At 73.1% G+C, this 15,823-nt stretch carries 14 protein-coding genes; 5 read left to right on the top strand and 9 right to left on the bottom strand.

The genetic code is table 11. From position 1 onward, the window contains the following. The first annotated feature begins 1 nt into the window (after position 1). Complete coding sequence (locus tag ACFU0Y_RS00110; RefSeq protein ID WP_380212406.1) at positions 2-952, top strand: helix-turn-helix transcriptional regulator; 951 nt, start codon at positions 2-4, stop codon at positions 950-952. Positions 953-966: 14 nt separating this feature from the next. On the opposite strand, the gene ACFU0Y_RS00115 is transcribed toward ACFU0Y_RS00110, so the two are convergent. From ACFU0Y_RS00115 to ACFU0Y_RS00130, 4 genes are all read right to left on the bottom strand, one after another. Further along, positions 967-2,004: a DctP family TRAP transporter solute-binding subunit gene (locus ACFU0Y_RS00115; protein WP_380212407.1), complete on the bottom strand. Its 1,038-nt coding sequence runs from the start codon at positions 2,002-2,004 to the stop codon at positions 967-969. Between the two features lie 77 nt (positions 2,005-2,081). Beyond that, positions 2,082-3,356 (bottom strand): TRAP transporter large permease, encoded by a 1,275-nt coding sequence (locus tag ACFU0Y_RS00120; RefSeq protein ID WP_380212408.1) that lies wholly within the window; start codon positions 3,354-3,356, stop codon positions 2,082-2,084. Then, the gene (locus ACFU0Y_RS00125) at positions 3,353-3,907 is read right to left on the bottom strand and encodes a TRAP transporter small permease (protein ID WP_380212409.1); all 555 of its coding nucleotides are present in this window, start codon (positions 3,905-3,907) and stop codon (positions 3,353-3,355) included. The genes ACFU0Y_RS00120 and ACFU0Y_RS00125 overlap by 4 nt, the downstream gene beginning before the upstream one ends. After that, positions 3,891-5,003 (bottom strand): Gfo/Idh/MocA family protein, encoded by a 1,113-nt coding sequence (locus ACFU0Y_RS00130; RefSeq protein ID WP_380212410.1) that lies wholly within the window; start codon positions 5,001-5,003, stop codon positions 3,891-3,893. The genes ACFU0Y_RS00125 and ACFU0Y_RS00130 overlap by 17 nt, the downstream gene beginning before the upstream one ends. 89 nt (positions 5,004-5,092) lie before the next feature. On the opposite strand from ACFU0Y_RS00130, the gene ACFU0Y_RS00135 reads away from it, so the two are divergent. Next, the gene (locus tag ACFU0Y_RS00135; protein ID WP_380212411.1) at positions 5,093-5,854 is read left to right on the top strand and encodes an IclR family transcriptional regulator; all 762 of its coding nucleotides are present in this window, start codon (positions 5,093-5,095) and stop codon (positions 5,852-5,854) included. 10 nt (positions 5,855-5,864) lie between these two features. On the opposite strand, the gene ACFU0Y_RS00140 is transcribed toward ACFU0Y_RS00135, so the two are convergent. Next, entirely contained in the window at positions 5,865-6,560 is a 696-nt protein-coding gene (locus ACFU0Y_RS00140) for an SCO1664 family protein (protein WP_380212412.1), read from the bottom strand. 10 nt (positions 6,561-6,570) lie between these two features. Then, a complete protein-coding gene (locus ACFU0Y_RS00145) occupies positions 6,571-7,215 on the bottom strand; it encodes an MSMEG_4193 family putative phosphomutase (RefSeq protein ID WP_380212413.1) in 645 nt (214 codons plus the stop codon). Between the two features lie 130 nt (positions 7,216-7,345). On the opposite strand from ACFU0Y_RS00145, the gene ACFU0Y_RS00150 reads away from it, so the two are divergent. Both ACFU0Y_RS00150 and ACFU0Y_RS00155 read left to right on the top strand, forming a co-directional pair. Next, complete coding sequence (locus ACFU0Y_RS00150) at positions 7,346-8,761, top strand: magnesium chelatase (RefSeq protein WP_380212414.1); 1,416 nt, start codon at positions 7,346-7,348, stop codon at positions 8,759-8,761. Between the two features lie 58 nt (positions 8,762-8,819). Further along, positions 8,820-10,808, top strand: coding sequence for a VWA domain-containing protein (locus ACFU0Y_RS00155; RefSeq protein ID WP_380212415.1), 1,989 nt, complete (start codon positions 8,820-8,822; stop codon positions 10,806-10,808). 49 nt (positions 10,809-10,857) lie between these two features. Here ACFU0Y_RS00155 and ACFU0Y_RS00160 read toward each other — a convergent pair whose 3' ends face one another. Continuing rightward, complete coding sequence (locus ACFU0Y_RS00160; protein ID WP_380212416.1) at positions 10,858-11,973, bottom strand: DUF808 domain-containing protein; 1,116 nt, start codon at positions 11,971-11,973, stop codon at positions 10,858-10,860. Positions 11,974-12,110: 137 nt separating this feature from the next. Further along, positions 12,111-12,938, bottom strand: a complete 828-nt coding sequence (locus ACFU0Y_RS00165; protein ID WP_380212417.1) for a gamma-glutamyl-gamma-aminobutyrate hydrolase family protein — start codon at positions 12,936-12,938, stop codon at positions 12,111-12,113. A 445-nt stretch (positions 12,939-13,383) separates the two neighbouring features. On the opposite strand from ACFU0Y_RS00165, the gene ACFU0Y_RS00170 reads away from it, so the two are divergent. Continuing rightward, a complete protein-coding gene (locus ACFU0Y_RS00170) occupies positions 13,384-14,265 on the top strand; it encodes a manganese catalase family protein (RefSeq protein ID WP_380212418.1) in 882 nt (293 codons plus the stop codon). A 319-nt stretch (positions 14,266-14,584) separates the two neighbouring features. Here the strand turns inward: ACFU0Y_RS00170 and ACFU0Y_RS00175 are convergent, their stop codons facing one another. Further along, entirely contained in the window at positions 14,585-15,595 is a 1,011-nt protein-coding gene (locus tag ACFU0Y_RS00175) for a glycosyltransferase (protein WP_380212419.1), read from the bottom strand. Positions 15,596-15,823 lie beyond the last annotated feature (228 nt).

Genomic DNA, 15,823 nt, shown 5'->3' on the forward strand with positions numbered 1-15,823 from the left:
GGTGGCACCGCTCCACCGGCACGTGGCGACCACCTCCGACCCGGAGGTGGCCAACGAGGCGCTGCGGCAGATCTACGCCCGGGCGCGCATGGGCACGGTGGCCGACGAGTCCTCGTTCCGGTACCGCCAGGAGGTGCTGGGCGACGCCGACCTCAGTCTGGGCCGGCTCGACTTCCGCGGCAGCATCGCCGGGCGCATGGTGCTCGAGGAGAGCTTCTCGGTGGTGCTGCCGCGCGCCGGGGGTGTCGACTGGAGCATCGACGGCCGGACGGGAACCGGGCTCGGGGTGTTCCTGCTCCAGCCGGGCCAGGAGTACTACGGCGAGGTGGACCGGCTGCTGGTCGACTCCCTCACCGTCGCCCGGTCGACGCTGCGGGAGACCGCCAGGACGGCCTACGGGGAGGCGTTCCCCGAGGTCGCCTTCCACGACCCGCGCCCGCGCTCCCCGGCGCGGGAGCGGCACTGGCGGAGCACCTTCGCCTTCGTGCAGCAGGCGCTGGGCGATCCCGAGGTCGCCTCCGTCCCCCTGCTGCGGGCCGACCTGCTGCGGCGGATGTCGGTGGCGACCCTGGAGGCGTTCGCCCTCGTCGGGGAGCCGGGGACCCGCAGCACGTCGGCCGCCGGGCAGCACGCGGCCTACCGGCGCGCCGTCGACTTCCTGCACGACGCCGTGGCCGCGCCGATCACGGTCGAGGACGTCGCCCGCCACGCCGGCACGAGCACCGTGGAGCTCACCCGGGCCTTCCGCGCCCACGCCGGGACCACTCCGGGCGCCTATCTGCGCGAGCTGCGCCTGGTGGCCGCCCACGACGACCTCGTGCGGGCGGACCCCGCCGGCGGCGACACCGTCCGCGGCATCGCCCTGCGCTGGGGCATGGCCCACCCCGGCGACTTCGCGCGCCGCCACCGCCGGGCCTACGGCGAGAACCCGTCCACCACCCTGCGCCGCTGACCGCCGCGGACCGGTCAGTTCTGCCCGGCGGCGTCGCGGATGTCCTGGTAGAGCTCGAGCTGCTGGCCCTCGAGGTTGTTCAGGAAGAAGTCCTGGGCGCGGCTGCGGAACGCCTCGACGTCGACGTCCTGGACCACCTCGGGGGTGCCGGCGGCCTCCCACTCGTCGAGGACGTCCTGCTCGGCCTGCTGGGCGCACTCGAGGTTGTCGGCGCGGGCGTCGCGGACGGCCTCGGTCAGGGCGGTCTGCTGGTCCTCGGAGAGACCGCTCCAGGCGTCCGCGTTCATGACGACCAGCTGCGAGCCCACCGAGTGGCGGTTCAGGCTGACGTAGTCCTGCACCTCGTCGAAGCTGTTCTGCGCCGTGAGCGTGACCGGGTTCTCCTGCCCGTCCACGGTGCCCTGCTGCAGGGCCAGGTAGATCTCCTCGAACGCCACCGCCACCGGCTCGGCGCCGAGGGCCTCGGCGTTCTGCAGGTGCACCGGGGAGTCGGGGAAGCGGATGCGCAGGTTGTCGAGGTCGTCGGGCGTGCGGATGGGCGAGTTCGCGGAGAAGGTCCGGTCGCCGTAGTACCAGACGTCCAGGATCCGGGCCCCGGTCTCCGCCTCGAAGTCGTCCTTCATCTGCTGGGCGGCCTCGGACCCGTCGAACCAGGAGAAGAGGTGGTCGACGTCGTCGAAGGCGTAGGCCATGTCCATGACGCCGATGGGCTCGTAGGTGGCGGCCAGCCCGGAGGACCCCTGCAGGTCCAGGGCGATGTCCCCGGACATCACCGAGGTGAACCGGTCGGTGTCCCCGCCGAGCTGGCTGGAGGGGAAGAGCTCCATCTCGATGTCGTCGTCGGCCACGGCCTCCTGCACGAGCGCGGCGCCGCACCGGTTGTGCGGGTGGTCCTCGGCGTAGCTGTTGGCGAAGCTCAGGGACTGGGCTCCACCCCCGCCCCCCTCGCCCTCCCCGGCGCCTCCGCCCCCGCCGGCGCAGGCGGTGAGCAGGCCGATGGCCAGGGGCAGGCTGACGGCGGCGGCCAGACGCTGACGGGTGGTGGATCGCATGGTGTTCTCCTGTGCTTCGGTGGGGCGGTGGCTTCGGTGGCTTCGACGGGACGGTGTGTGGTCGGTGCCGGGGCGGGCTACAGGCCCAGCAGGCCCGGCAGGCCGGTGACGACCGGGGGGAAGAACGTGATGATCAGCTGGACGGCCACCAGGGGGACCAGGAAGACCGCGATGCCCCGGAACACCTCGTCCACCCCCCTCCTGGTCACCGAGCTCATGACGTAGAGGACGCTGCCCACGGGCGGGGTCAGCAGACCGATCATGAGGTTGACGATGATGATCACCCCGAGGTGGATCGGATCGATCCCGAACTCGATCGCGATGGGCATGATCACCGGGACGGTGATCATGATGACCGCGGTGGCGTCGATCACCATCCCCAGCAGGACCAGCAGCACGTTGAGCAGCAGCAGGAACACGATCGGGCTGTCGGTGAAGGAGATGACGAACTCGGCGACCTCCTGGGGCACGCGCTCCCGGGCCAGGATCCAGCCCAGCAGGGCGGCCGAGGCCAGGATCAGGGTGATCGACGCCGTGATCGTGGCCGCCTCGCGGACGGCCTCCACGAGGGCGCGCAGGTCCAGGGTTCGGTAGACGAAGCCGAGGACCACCATGTAGGCCACCCCGACCGCGGCGGCCTCGGTGGGGGTGAACAGCCCGAGCAGGATGCCGCCGAGGATGATCACGGGGGCACCGAGCGGGCCGATCACCCGCAGCGTGGCGGCGCCGAGCCGGGACCAGCTGAACGCGATGGTCTCCAGGGCGGTGTTGCGGCGGGTCAGGACGAAGACGGTGATCGCGAGTCCCAGGGCGATGAGGAAGGCTGGGAGCACGGCGCCGGCGAACAGGGCGCCGGTGGACAGGGCGGCCACGGAGGCGTAGATGACGGCCGGGATGGACGGGGGCATCACCGGGGCGATGAGGGCCGACGCGGCGGTCAGGCCGGAGGCGAACCGGAAGGTGTAGCCGGCCTTCATCATGGCGGGCACCTGGATCTTGCCCAGCGCCGCGGCGTCGGCCAGCGCCGATCCGCTCATCCAGGAGAAGCCGAGGCTGGTGGCGATGTTGACGTAGCCGAGGTTGCCGCGGACCCGGCCCAGCAGCGCCAGCGCGAAGTCGAAGATGCGGTCGGCGATCCCGGCGCGGTTGGCGATGGAGCCGAGCAGGATGAACAGCGGCACCGCCAGCAGCGGGAAGGACGCCACCCCGTTGAAGGCCTGGCGGAAGCCGAGGCCCGCCGAGTTCCCCTCCAGCAGCATGTACAGGATGCTGGGGCCCAGGAAGGCCAGGCCCACGGGCGTGCGCAGGGCGATGAGGACGATGACGAGGACGGCGAGGACCCAGATGCTCATGCGCCGGCTCCTTCCGCGATGACGGGGTCGGGCTCCGCCACGATCGCGCGCGGGACGAAGATCGCCACGGCGGATCGGACGGTGAGGGTGAGGACCCCGAACAGGGGCAGCAGGTAGATCCACAGCAGCGGGATCCCCAGGGCCGGGGTGGTCTGCGTGACGGAGCTGGTGAGCAGGAACCACACCTCGTTGAGCAGCAGCAGGGACGCGAGCAGCACCAGGACGTGGGTCAGCACGTGCAGCACCCTGGCGGCCCGCCCGGAGGTGTACCGGTCGATCACCAGGACCGCGATGTGCAGGCCGTGGCCGTAGAGGTAGCCGGCCATCAGGAACGTCAGCCCGGCCAGGGCGAACCGGGAGAGCTCCCCCGCCCCGACCCACGTGCCCGTGGGCAGGTAGCGCTGCACGGCCTGCATCAGCACGAAGACGAAGATCACCAGGATGAGCAGCCCGCCGATCAGCTGCTCCACCCAGCCCAGCCAGCGCAGCACGCCGATCTCCCGGGCGGGCGGCGGATCGGCCGGCGCTGCCGGCTCAGGGACTGACGACATGGTCATCCACTCCTGTTCTCTCGGTGCTGGGGGCGGCGCGGCGGGCCGCCGGGAGGCCGGTGGGGACCTCGACGGGCAGCCCGGTGCGGGCGCTCTGCGCCACGGCGTGGACCACGCGCAGCGACTGCAGCCCGTCCCGGGCGGAGACCCGCGGTGCCGCCTCCCCCCGGATCACCTGCGCGAAGTGCCCGAGCTGGAGGTCGAGCGGGTCCTGGGGGTCCGCCTGCACGGTGGTCACGGTGGCGGGCTCCCACCACGAGGCCGGGCCCTCGTGGGTGCGCAGCCGCAGGGTCGGCACCGACAGCGAGCCGCGGGTGCCGGCCACGTGGTAGCAGTCCTCGTCCGCGGCGCGGTCGTAGCGGGGGTTCTCCCCGGAGGTCTGCTCCCAGGACCGGGCGGAGGCGGCGGCGTCGGAGACGATGAACGTGCCCAGCGCGCCGTTGGCGAAGACCAGGGTCAGCGCCGCGGTGTCCTCGACCGCGAGGCCCCGGGCGGCGCTGCCGGCCACGGCCTGGACCCGGACGATCTCCCCGCACAGCGCGCGCAGGGCGTCGACGTCGTGGACGAGGTTGATGAGGATCGGCCCTCCCCCGGCCTCGGTGCGCCAGGGGGCGGCCGCGAAGTAGTCGTCGGGCTTGCGGAACAGCGCCGAGCCCTGCACCGCCACGGGGTCCCCGATCGCCCCGGACGCGACGACCTCGACGGCGCGCGCCAGCAGCGGGGAGTACCGGCGGTGGTGGCCGACCAGCACGGGCACCCCGCTCGCCTCGGCGGCGGTGACGACGTCCTCGGCCGCCGCCAGGGTGTCGGCGATCGGCTTCTCGACCAGCACCGGCACCCCGGCGGCGATCGCGGCGAGGGCGCCCTCGCGGTGGGCGGCGTTGGGGGTGGACAGGATGACGCCGTCCACGTCTCCCAGCACCGCCCCGAGGTCGGCCACCAGCGCGGTGCCCGGACCCGTGGGGACGTCCGCGGGATCGGCGTACGGGTCGACGACCCCGCGCAGCTCCAGGCCCGGGGAGTCCAGGACCCGCCGGGCGTGCTGGCGGCCGATGAGGCCGGCCCCCACGACCGCGATGCGCAGTGTCCGCTCCATGTCCCAACTCTCATATCTTGAAAACTGTTGCTGTTATCTGAATTATGAGCATGATGTAGATCACAGACCGTGTCAAGAAAGGCTTCATCATGACGAGCGACGCGTCCGGCACCGTGGGCAAGGCCCTGGGACTGCTCACCCTGCTGGGGGACCACCCGCACGGCGCCACCGCGGCGCAGATCGCCGAGCAGGCGGAGCACCCCTTCAGCACCGTGTACCGGCTGCTCAACACCCTGGTCGGTACGGGCTTCGCGAGCTACGACCCGCAGGACAGGAGGTACCGGCTGGGTCTGCGCGTCTACCAGCTGGGGCAGAAGGTCGCCAGCAGCCGCGGCTTCGAGGGCGCGGCCACGCCGATCCTGGAGCAGCTCACCGCCGTCACCGGGGAGAGCTCGATCCTCGGGGTGCTCGACGGCCCGCACTTCCTGACGGTGCGCAAGGTGGACGGCCCCCAGTTCCGCACCACCACCGATCCGGGGGACCACGGCTCCCTGCACACGGGCGCCGTGGGCAAGGCGCTGCTGGCCTTCAGCGACCCGGACGCCCGCGAGCGCCTGCTGGAGACGATCGACCTCGCGCCCCGCACCGAGCGCTCCCTCACCGACCGGGACGAGCTCCGGCGCCAGGTGGAGCAGATCCGGGCCCAGGGGTGGGCGGGCCAGCAGGAGGAGAACGACGTCGGCATGGCCGCGGTCGCCGTGCCGGTCCTGTCCGCGTCGAACCGGCTGATCGCCGCCGTGGCCCTGGCGGCCCCGCTCTTCCGCACCGACCTGGACGGGCTGCGGGCGTTCCTCCCGCAGCTGCGGCAGGCCGCCACGGACCTGGCCCTGGAGCTGCCCCTCCGGCCGTGACGGGCCCCGGTCAGAGCAGGGGCCAGGGGATCCGGCGGCCCGTGGCGTCGACCGGCAGGACCGCGTCGTCGAGCAGCCGGCGCACCCGCCGCCGCAGCGCGGCCACCTCCGTGGCGTCGAGGAGCTCGGCGAGCTCGGCCGGGACGTCGTCGGCCAGCGGGGCGACGTCCCGCAGCAGGTCCTCGGGGACGGGCTCGCCGGAGAAGTCCCAGACCACCGTCCGCAGCTTGAACGCCGCCGCGAAGCACAGACCGTGGTCGATCCCCCAGATCCGGCCGTCGGCCCCGCGCAGCACGTGGCCGCCCTTGCGGTCGGCGTTGTTGGCCACGAGGTCGAACAGCGCGATCCGGCGAAGGGCGTCGTGGGTGTCGGGGGCGGCGTCGTAGAGCGTGAAGTAGTGCTGCCGCGGGTCGTGCTCGACGAACCGCTGCAGGGACCCCGCGCCGAACGGCCCGTCCTGCCGCAGGACGGTGGGCGGGACGATGCCCCAGCCCAGGTGCTCGCTCAGCACGTACGCCGCGCGCTCCCGCCGGTGCAGGCCGGGACGGAAGTCGATCAGCGGCCGCTCGCCCTCGAGGGGCTTGTAGATCCCCCAGGCCGTCTCCTCCTCGAGCGTGACCTCGACGAGCAGCGCCGAGTTGCTGCTCTCCCGGATCAGTCCGAGGAGTTCCATCCGGCCCTCCGCCAGGAGCACGAGCTCGCCCATCAGCGTCCGCTCACGACGCCCTCAGGCCGGCCAGCGGCTCGTCCGTGGAGTTCACGGTGAGCACGGCCGGTGCCTGCCCCGGTGCGTACGAGATCGCCGAGACCGAGCACGGGCTGACCACGATGCGCTGGAACAGGTCGAGGTGCGTGCCCAGGGCGTGGGCGAGGGCCGCCTTGATGGGGTCCGCGTGCGAGAAGCAGACCACCACCCCGCCCTCGTGGGCGGCGCGCACCCGGTCCACGGCGCCCACCGTGCGCGCCTGCATCTCGGGGAAGCTCTCGCCGCCGGGGAAGCGGAAGGTCGAGGGTGCCCGCTGGACGGTCGACCAGGCCTTGAGCCGGGAGAGCCGGGAGAGCTCCTCGCCCGTCCACTCCCCGAAGTCGCACTCGAGCAGCCCCTCCTCCACGGCGGCCTCCCGGCCGGTCCGCACCTCGGTCGGCGCCGCGGTCTCGCGCGTGCGCTCGAGCGGGGAGGTGTACACCGCGTCGACGCGCACCCCCGCGAGCCGCTCCGCCACCCGGTCCGCCTGCGCCCGGCCGCGCTCGGACAGGTGCAGGCCGGGGGCCCGCCCCGGCAGGACCCTGCCCGTGGTGGGGGTCTCCCCGTGCCGCACGAGCAGGACGAGGGTGCTCCGTGGTGCCTTGCGAGTGACCATGATGCACCAGCGTACTGGCGGGGGGCCCCGGCCCACAGGGGCCTCGCGCCCGCCGCCGTCGGGCGCCGCCTGCGAGGACGCCGGACCCGGCCCGCGGGCGCCCCCTTGACGCCCGGGTTAGGTTGGCGCTGTGACTGATCGCACCGATCACCCTGACATCCGCACGCTCGGCGAGCTCCGCGCCGCCGGCGTGACCCACCGGACGCTGCGCGAGGAGATCCGCGAGAACCTCCTGCGCACCCTGGCCGAGGGCGGCGACCCCTGGCCGGGCCTGCACGGGCTCGGGCGCACGGTCCTGCCCCAGCTCGAGCGGGCCCTGCTCGCCGGCCACGACGTGGTGCTGCTGGGCGAGCGCGGCCAGGGCAAGACCCGCCTGCTGCGCACCCTGGCCGGGCTGCTCGACGAGTGGTCCCCCGCCATCGAAGGGTCGGAGCTCAACGAGCACCCCCTGGAGCCGCTGACCGAGGCCTCGCGGCGCCGGATCCTGCTCGAGGGCGACGAGCTGCCGGTGGTCTGGCGGCACCGCTCGGAGCGCTACGTCGAGAAGCTCGCCACCCCGGACACGTCCGTGGCGGACCTCATCGGGGACGTGGACCCGATGCGCGTGGCCGAGGGCCGGCGGCTCGGGGACCCCGAGACCATCCACTACGGGCTCGTGCCCCGCTCGCACCGCGGGATCGTGGCGATCAACGAGCTGCCCGACCTGGCCGAGCGCATCCAGGTGGCGATGCTCAACGTGATGGAGGAGCGGGACATCCAGATCCGCGGCTACGTCCTGCGGCTGCCGCTGGACGTGCTCGTGGTGGCCACGGCCAATCCCGAGGACTACACGAACCGCGGCCGGATCATCACCCCGCTCAAGGACCGCTTCGGCGCCGAGATCCGCACCCACTACCCGCTCGAGCTCGAGGACGAGATCGCCGTGATCCGCCAGGAGGCGGAGCTGATCGCCGAGGTCCCGGACACGATCCTCGAGACCCTGGCCCGGTTCACGCGCCTGCTGCGGGACTCCTCGGCGGTGGACCAGCGCTCGGGGGTGTCGGCGCGGTTCGCCATCGCGGGCGCGGAGACGGTCGCGGCGGCGGCGCTGCGGCGCGCCACGATCCGCGGCGAGGAGGAGGCCGTCGCGCGGATGGTGGACATGGAGACCGCCACCGACGTGCTCGCCGGCAAGATCGAGTTCGAGTCCGGCGAGGAGGGCCGCGAGCGCGCGGTCCTCGACCACCTGCTCCGCCGGGCCACCGCCGAGACGGTCCGCGGCCGCTTCCGCGGTCTCGACCTCGGACCGGTCGTGGAGGCCTTCGACGGCCGCACGACCGTGTCCACCGGCGACGACGTCTCCGCCCGGGACTTCCTCGCCGGGCTCCCCGAGCTGACGGTGTCCGACGACGACGGGCCCGCGAGCGCCTACGACGAGATCGCCGCACGCCTCGGCGCGAGCACGCCGGGGCAGCGCGCCAGCGCGATCGAGCTGGCGCTCGAGGGGCTCTACCTGGCCCAGAAGATCTCCAAGGACGCCGACGAGGCCGGCACCGTCTACGGCTGAGCGCCGCGCGCCCGCGCGGGAACGACACAGAGACGCAGAAGACCACAGAGGGGGCGTCATGCCCGCACACCACCGCTCCTCCCGCTACGGCCGCTACACCGGAGGACCCGATCCGCTGGCCCCGCCGGTGGACCTGTCCGAGGCGCTCGAGGCCGTCTCCGAGGACGTCATGGCGGGGTACTCCCCGGAGCACGCGCTGCGCGAGTTCCTCCGGCGGGGCGGCCGCGACCGGGACGGCCTCGACGACCTGTCCCGGCGGGTGCAGCAGCGGCGGCGCGAGCTGCTGAAGCGCCACGGTCTGGGCGGCACGCTCGAGGAGGCGAAGAAGCTGCTCGAGAAGGCGCTGCGCCTGGAGCGCGAGCAGTTCCTGCGGGACGCCCGGATGGACCCGATGGACCGCTCCTTCCGGGAGATGCAGCTCGAGGGCCTGCCGAGCTCCACGGCCGCCGCCGTCACCGAGCTCGCGTCCTACGACTGGCAGTCCCCGTCCGCGCGGGAGGCCTACGAGCAGATCAAGGACCTGCTGGGCCGCGAGCTGCTCGACCAGCGCTTTGCGGGCATGAAGCAGGCCCTGGAGAACGCCACGGACGCCGACCGGGAGGCCGTGGCGGAGATGCTCCGGGACCTCAACGAACTGCTCGAGAAGCACGGTCGGGGCGAGGACACCGACGAGGACTTCCAGGACTTCATGGCGAAGCACGGGGAGCACTTCCCCGAGAACCCGCAGTCGGTCGAGGAGCTGATCGACGCCATGGCCCGGCGCGCCGCGGCCGCCCAGCGGATGCTGAACTCCATGTCCCCCGAGCAGCGCCAGGAGCTGATGCAGCTCTCCGCCCAGGCCTTCGGCTCCGCCGAGCTCATGGACCAGCTCGGCCGGCTGGACGCCAACCTCCAGGGGCTGCGCCCCGGGGAGGACTGGGGCGGCTCGGAGGACTTCCAGGGCCAGGACGGCCTGGGCCTGGGCGACGGCACGGGCGTGCTCCAGGACGTCGCCGAGCTCGACGAGCTCGCCGAGCAGCTGTCCCAGCTCCACCGGGGCGCCCACCTGGACGACATGGACCTCGACGCGCTCGCACGCCAGCTGGGCGAGGACGCCGCCGTGTCGGCCCGGACCCTCACCGAGCTGGAGCGGGCGATGCGGGACAGCGGCTACCTGCAGCGCGGCGCCGAGGGTGACCTGCGGCTCTCCCCCCGAGCCGTGCGGCGGATCGGGAAGGCGCTGCTGCGGGACGCCGCGCAGAACCTGTCCTCCCGGACCGGTCAGCGCGACACCCGCCTCGCCGGAGCCGCCGGCGAGCCCTCCGGCGCCGGCCGCGAGTGGCAGTTCGGGGACGCCGAGCCGTGGGACACCACCCGCACCATCACCAACGCGATCCGGCGCACGGCCGCCGAGGGCGGCGACGCCCGACAGGGGCTGCGCCTCGACGTCCGCGACATCGAGGTGGTCGAGACCGAGGCGCGCACGCAGGCCGCCGTCGTCCTGCTCGTGGACACCTCGTTCTCCATGGCCGCCGAGGGTCGCTGGGTGCCCATGAAGCGCACGGCGCTGGCGCTCCACCACCTCGTCTCCACCCGGTTCCGGGGGGACCAGCTGCAGATCGTCGCCTTCGGCCGCTACGCCCGCGCCCTGCCGGTCGACGAGCTCACGGGGCTGCCGCCGGTGCGGGAGCAGGGCACCAACCTGCACCACGCGCTGCTGCTCGCCACGCGCTTCTTCCGCCGGCACCCGTCGATGCAGCCCGTCCTGCTCGTGGTCACCGACGGGGAGCCCACGGCGCACCTGCTGCCCGACGGCGAGAGCTGGTTCTCCTGGCCCCCGGAGCCGGAGACCCTGCGCGCCACGGTCGAGGAGCTGGACCGACTCGGCCGCATGGGGGCCCAGGCCACGTTCTTCCGGCTCGGCGACGACCCCGGGCTGGAGCGGTTCCTGCGCCGGATGGCCGAGCGGGTCGACGGGCGCGTGGTGGCGCCGGACCCCGGGGACCTGGGCTCCGCCGTCCTGGACGAGTACCTCGGCGCCCGGGCCGGAGACCCCGACGACCTCTGAGCAGGCCTCCGACGGGACCGGCGGACGGGACCGCGCCGGCCCCCGTCGGTCACCGGGCCGCGGTGGAGCCCCCGTCGGCCGGCGGGGTGGGACCGGACGGGCCGGTGCCGCCCGCACCGTCGGACTCCGCCGAGGAGGAGGCCGCCGAGGAGGCCGCCGCCCCGGAGTGCTTCCCGTGGTGCTCGCCCTGCGCCTCGTGGTCGCCGTGGGCGGCGTGCTCGGCCTCGTGCTCGCCCTTGCCGAAGGGCAGCAGCTCCCACACCAGGACGAGGACCGCGCCCCAGACCAGGCCCAGGACCGCGGAGAAGAAGGTGTTGGTGAGCCAGGCGAGCGCCGCCCCGAGACCGCCGGGAACGGCGTCGTGCACGAGGACCTCGACGTGGTGGACGATCTCGTACGGGGCGTGCCAGCCCAGCTCGTCGAGGCCGACGAGGACGATGTGCCCGCCCACCCAGATCATGGCGGCGGTGCCCACGACCGAGATGACCGTGAGCAGTCCCGGCATGCCCTTGACCAGGCCGTGGCCGATCTTCTGCGTGGTCGGCGAGGACCGCCCGGCCAGGTGCAGGCCGAAGTCGTCCATCCGGATGATCAGGGCCACCACCCCGTACACCAGGACGGTGATGCCGACGGCCACGACCACGAGGATGGCCGCGCGCGAGAGCAGCGGCTCGCCGGCCACCTCGTTGAGGGAGATGACCATGATCTCGGCCGAGAGGATCAGGTCGGTGCGCACCGCGCCCCCGACCATCGTGTCCTCCGCGCTCTTGCCCTTCTCGACCACCGGGGTCTTGGTCTTGGCCCCGTGGCCGGAGATCTTCGACCAGATCTTCTCGGCGCCCTCGAAGCAGAGGTAGCTGCCGCCGAGCATCAGGATCGGGGTCAGCAGCCAGGGCGCGAACTGGCTCAGCAGGAGGATGACCGGGAGGATGAACACGAGCTTGTTGCGCAGCGAGCCCTTGGTGATGCGCCAGATGATGGGCAGCTCGCGGGCCGGGGACACATCCTGGACGTACTGCGGGGTCACGGCGGTGTCGTCGACGACGACGCCGGCCGCCTTCATGCTCGCCCGTCCCGCGGCCGCGCCGATGTCGTCCACGGAGGCGGCGGTGACGCGGGCCAGGGCGGCGACGTCGTCCAGCAGGGCCATCAGACCGCCGCTCATCGGAGGGTCTCCGAGGCGGTCTCAACGGAGGCGGCCGGGGCCGCGGTGGTGATCAGCATGTTGACAGAGTAGGGCCTGCGGGGACCAGATGCTCCCGTGCAGGACGAATGGCCTCCGGTGTCCTGCACGGGAGCCGGTCAGGCCGCCAGCACCTGCGGCTTCGGGGCGCGGTGCCGGCCGGATTCCGCCTGCGCCACGAAGGCGGAGAACAGCCTGCCGCGGTCCGCGGCCGAGCCGTAGGAGTCCTCCGGGTGCCACTGCACACCGACGGCCCACGGGTGGTCGCGGTGCTCCGTGGCCTCGACGACACCGTCCTCGGCCACGGCGGCGACGCGCAGCCGGGGGGCCACGACGTCCACCGCCTGGTGGTGGTCGGACCGGACGGTGAGCCGCTGCGCGCCGAGGACCCCGGCCAGCGTGCTCCCCGGCGTCAGGACCACCTGCTCCTCCGGGCACATCGGGCTCCCCGGCTCACGGCGGTGCCCGTGGCCCGCCCCGAGGTCCGGGACGAGCGTGCCGCCGCACGCGAGGTTGAGCAGCTGGGACCCGCGGCCGACGGCCAGCAGGGGGACGTCGCGGTCGAGGGTCCGGCGGAGGAGGTCGAGGGTGTAGAGATCGGCGCGACGGTCCACGCCGTACGCGTGGGGCACCGCGCCCTCCCCGCCGTAGAGGGCGGGGTCCACGTCCCCGCCGCCGAGCACCAGCACCGCGTCCGCGGCGGCGGGGACCGAAGGGTCGGGCAGCTGCCGGGCGCTGGAGTCGACCAGGACCGGCCGGGCCCCGGTGTTCACCAGGCACTGGAGGGCGGCGCGGGTGAAGCGGCGCATCAGGTCCCGGGTGTCCGGCGCGAGGCCGGGGAAGTTCAGCGAGACCACGGTCGCCACGGTGGGCGCGCCGGCGCGGAGGCTCCACAGTCCCACGGGAGCCACCTCGTGCGCCTTCAGATGAACGGCCTGTCGGTTCATGCGGTCATCTCCTCTTCGATCATGGGGTCGTCGTTCTCGGCCGGGTGGCAGTCACCGCACGGGACGGTGGTCGCCGTCGTCGCGATCCCTCGAGGAAGGATCCCGAGCGGAAGTTCGCACTCCCCATGTGGTCTGCATCACTCTGCCCCAGCCGCACCGGGATCCGGCCCGGTTCCACGGAAGAACATTGCGGAGAATTCACGATCCGAGAAAATCCCCGTCGCCGCGGACGGGAAACCCATCCACCCCCGTGGATCCGCCGCGGACTCCCGGGCCGTGCACCCGAGAACACTCCGCACCGGCGCAGGAGAGGCACGCGGATCCACCTAGTAAGCAACCTTCCCTTTCGGGGTCCTGATCGCTAGCGTAGGACGCGGAGCCGGCGACGACGGATGCGGAGTTCCGCGCCACCACCGGCCACGACAGTCGACGACGGAGGCATTTCATGTTCACGCACAGTCAGACACTCCAGTACCGCTCCACCCCCGAGGCTCCGGACGCGGTCTACGCCCGCAAGCTGCAGGAGGTGATCGGCGGGCAGTACGGGGAGATCACCGTGGCCATGCAGTACAGCTTCCAGGCCTGGAACGCCCACATCCCGGGCAAGTACCGGGACCTGCTCTTCGGCACCGCCGCCGAGGAGTTCGGCCACATCGAGATGCTCGCCACGATGGTCGCCCAGCTGCTGGAGAAGGCTCCGCTGGGCATCACCGAGGACGCCGTCCAGGGTGATCCGGCGGTCGCGGCGGTCATCGGCGGCACGGATCTGCAGCACGCGATCGTGGCCGGGGCCGGAGCACGGCCGGTGGACTCGATGGGCAACCCCTGGTCCGGGTCCTACGTCACCGCCTCGGGGAACCTGCTGGCGGACATGACGTCGAACGTCAACGCGGAGATGCAGGGCCGGGTACAGGTCGCCCGGCTCTACCACATGACCGACGACAAGGGGATCCGGGACATGCTGTCCTTCCTGCTGGCCCGGGACACCATGCACCAGAACCAGTGGATGGCCGCGGTCAAGGAGCTGCAGACCGACGGGCTGGAGCAGATGCCGGTGCCCTCGAACTTCCCGCAGGCCAAGGAGGCCACCGAGTTCTCCTACGACTACTACAACTTCTCCGACGGCGCGGCCGCCGCGGAGGGCTCCTGGGCCTCCGGACCCACTCCGGACGGCAACGGCCAGTTCGGCTACCAGGACCAGCCCATGGCCGGAGTGCCGATGCCGCCTCCCACGCACCCGGATGCCCGGTTCTACGGCACCACCGAGGTCCCCAACCGGGTCGAGAAGGCCGCCGGCACCATCCAGGACAAGCTCAACAAGGAATGACCCCGGCCCGGCGCGCAGCCCCGGGCCACCCGGTGGAGAGGCGCGCCGGCCGGGCCACCCTGCTCGGGGCGGGGCCCGTAGTGGCGGCCGAGCCAGCGGCACAGTCCGTCGAGGCCGGGAACCAGGACGCGCCCGGTCATGTTCGCCTGGTCGAGGTGGTCACGGATCCGCCACTTCAGTCCCGGCGGGATGACGATCTTCCGGTAGAGCTCGGGGTGCTCGCCCAGCCACTCGTGCAGGGAGGACGTGGCCGCGGTAGACCACGTTGATCCGCAGACTGTCGCCGGGGGCTGCCAGTCGTTGTGCGTCAGAGCCGCGATCAGCCCGTACAGGTCGTCCCCGTGGCACCGGCTCCGGTCGGCGGCCGCCCCCCGCCGTGCCGGTACCGCAGACGACAGCGGAGGGCGGCCCGCGAGTGCCCGGCGGTGCGCATCCGGCCCCCGGCGTAGCTCACCCCGCCGCGGGCCCGCGCCGCTATGGCCGCCCACACGCACACCGAGCGCTCCAGCACCCACAGCGGCGCCCACAGCACCGTGCCCGCGGGGAAGACCCGGGCGCCGCCGGCCCGGCGCCGGCCGACCTCGGCCACCCCGCACACGGTGAGGACACCTGCCGCCAGACCTCCCGGATGGCGCACGGCCCGGCACAGCAGGGGCAGCAGGGACAGCTCGGCGAGCAGACGAGGCGGCTGGGCGAAGTCGTCGTAGGCCTGACGGACGCGCTGGCCGACGAAGTGGGGCACCGTGGGGGGCACGCGACCGACGAGCACGTCCAGGGCCACCGCCTCCCGTCCACCGGCGGCGCGCACGGTCCGGACGAGCTCGAGGTTCTCGAACAGGACGTCGCCGTCGTAGCCGCCGGCGGCGATCAGGGCCGACCGGCGCACGCCGAGGGTGCCGGGCCAGTCCCCGCCCAGGGCACGGTTGAGCAGGGCTCGGCCGGTGTCCCAGCGAGCCTGCCAGGGCAGGTGCAGGTAGTAGTTCTGCGGGCGGACCACCTCGGCCTGCTCCAGCAGCGCCACGACCCGTTCCAGGGTCCGGCGGGTGTGGCGCACGTCGTCGTCGGCCACCACGATCCGTTCCTCGTGAGCACCACGCACTCCGGTCATCACCCCCGCGACCTTGCGGTTGACCCCCGGCCACGATTCCGGCCGCACGTGCTCCACCGCGTCCGGCAGCGCCCGGCGATGGGCCGCGAATCGCTCCGGGGCGGAGCCGTCGACCACCGTGACGGGCAACCACGTCACGACCTCGGCCAGGTACCGGGCGAGCTCGTCCAGGCCGGAGTCGTCGGCCCACTTCAGCGGCAGGACGTAACGGGCATCGGCCACGGGGCCGGGAACAGGGGAATCCGTGACGGGCCGCCGGGCAGTCGCCCCGACCGGGGCCTGCCCACGACGGCCGGTTCCGGCCTTCGTGACGACGGTGTGGTCCACTCGAGCATCCTTCAGTGACAACGGCGCACTGCGGGCCGGCTGCTCGACCACTCATCACCCTATTCACACTCCGTGCCCCGGCACCACGCCCCAGCCGAAAAGCGCACTCCGATCCGCCGGGCG

Origin of the sequence: Kocuria sp. NPDC057446 (assembly GCF_042802875.1) — a bacterium.
Taxonomy (GTDB): Bacteria; Actinomycetota; Actinomycetes; order Actinomycetales; family Micrococcaceae; genus Kocuria.

Bases quoted from the DNA above. Each gene is read 5' to 3' on its own strand.
- ACFU0Y_RS00115 (WP_380212407.1), bottom strand. From the start codon at position 2,004: ATGCGATCCACCACCCGTCAGCGTCTGGCCGCCGCCGTCAGCCTGCCC.
- ACFU0Y_RS00120 (WP_380212408.1), bottom strand. From the start codon at position 3,356: ATGAGCATCTGGGTCCTCGCCGTCCTCGTCATCGTCCTCATCGCCCTG.
- ACFU0Y_RS00125 (WP_380212409.1), bottom strand. From the start codon at position 3,907: ATGTCGTCAGTCCCTGAGCCGGCAGCGCCGGCCGATCCGCCGCCCGCC.
- ACFU0Y_RS00130 (WP_380212410.1), bottom strand. From the start codon at position 5,003: ATGGAGCGGACACTGCGCATCGCGGTCGTGGGGGCCGGCCTCATCGGC.
- ACFU0Y_RS00135 (WP_380212411.1), top strand. From the start codon at position 5,093: ATGACGAGCGACGCGTCCGGCACCGTGGGCAAGGCCCTGGGACTGCTC.
- ACFU0Y_RS00140 (WP_380212412.1), bottom strand. From the start codon at position 6,560: ATGGGCGAGCTCGTGCTCCTGGCGGAGGGCCGGATGGAACTCCTCGGA.
- ACFU0Y_RS00145 (WP_380212413.1), bottom strand. From the start codon at position 7,215: ATGGTCACTCGCAAGGCACCACGGAGCACCCTCGTCCTGCTCGTGCGG.
- ACFU0Y_RS00155 (WP_380212415.1), top strand. From the start codon at position 8,820: ATGCCCGCACACCACCGCTCCTCCCGCTACGGCCGCTACACCGGAGGA.
- ACFU0Y_RS00160 (WP_380212416.1), bottom strand. From the start codon at position 11,973: ATGAGCGGCGGTCTGATGGCCCTGCTGGACGACGTCGCCGCCCTGGCC.
- ACFU0Y_RS00165 (WP_380212417.1), bottom strand. From the start codon at position 12,938: ATGAACCGACAGGCCGTTCATCTGAAGGCGCACGAGGTGGCTCCCGTG.
- ACFU0Y_RS00170 (WP_380212418.1), top strand. From the start codon at position 13,384: ATGTTCACGCACAGTCAGACACTCCAGTACCGCTCCACCCCCGAGGCT.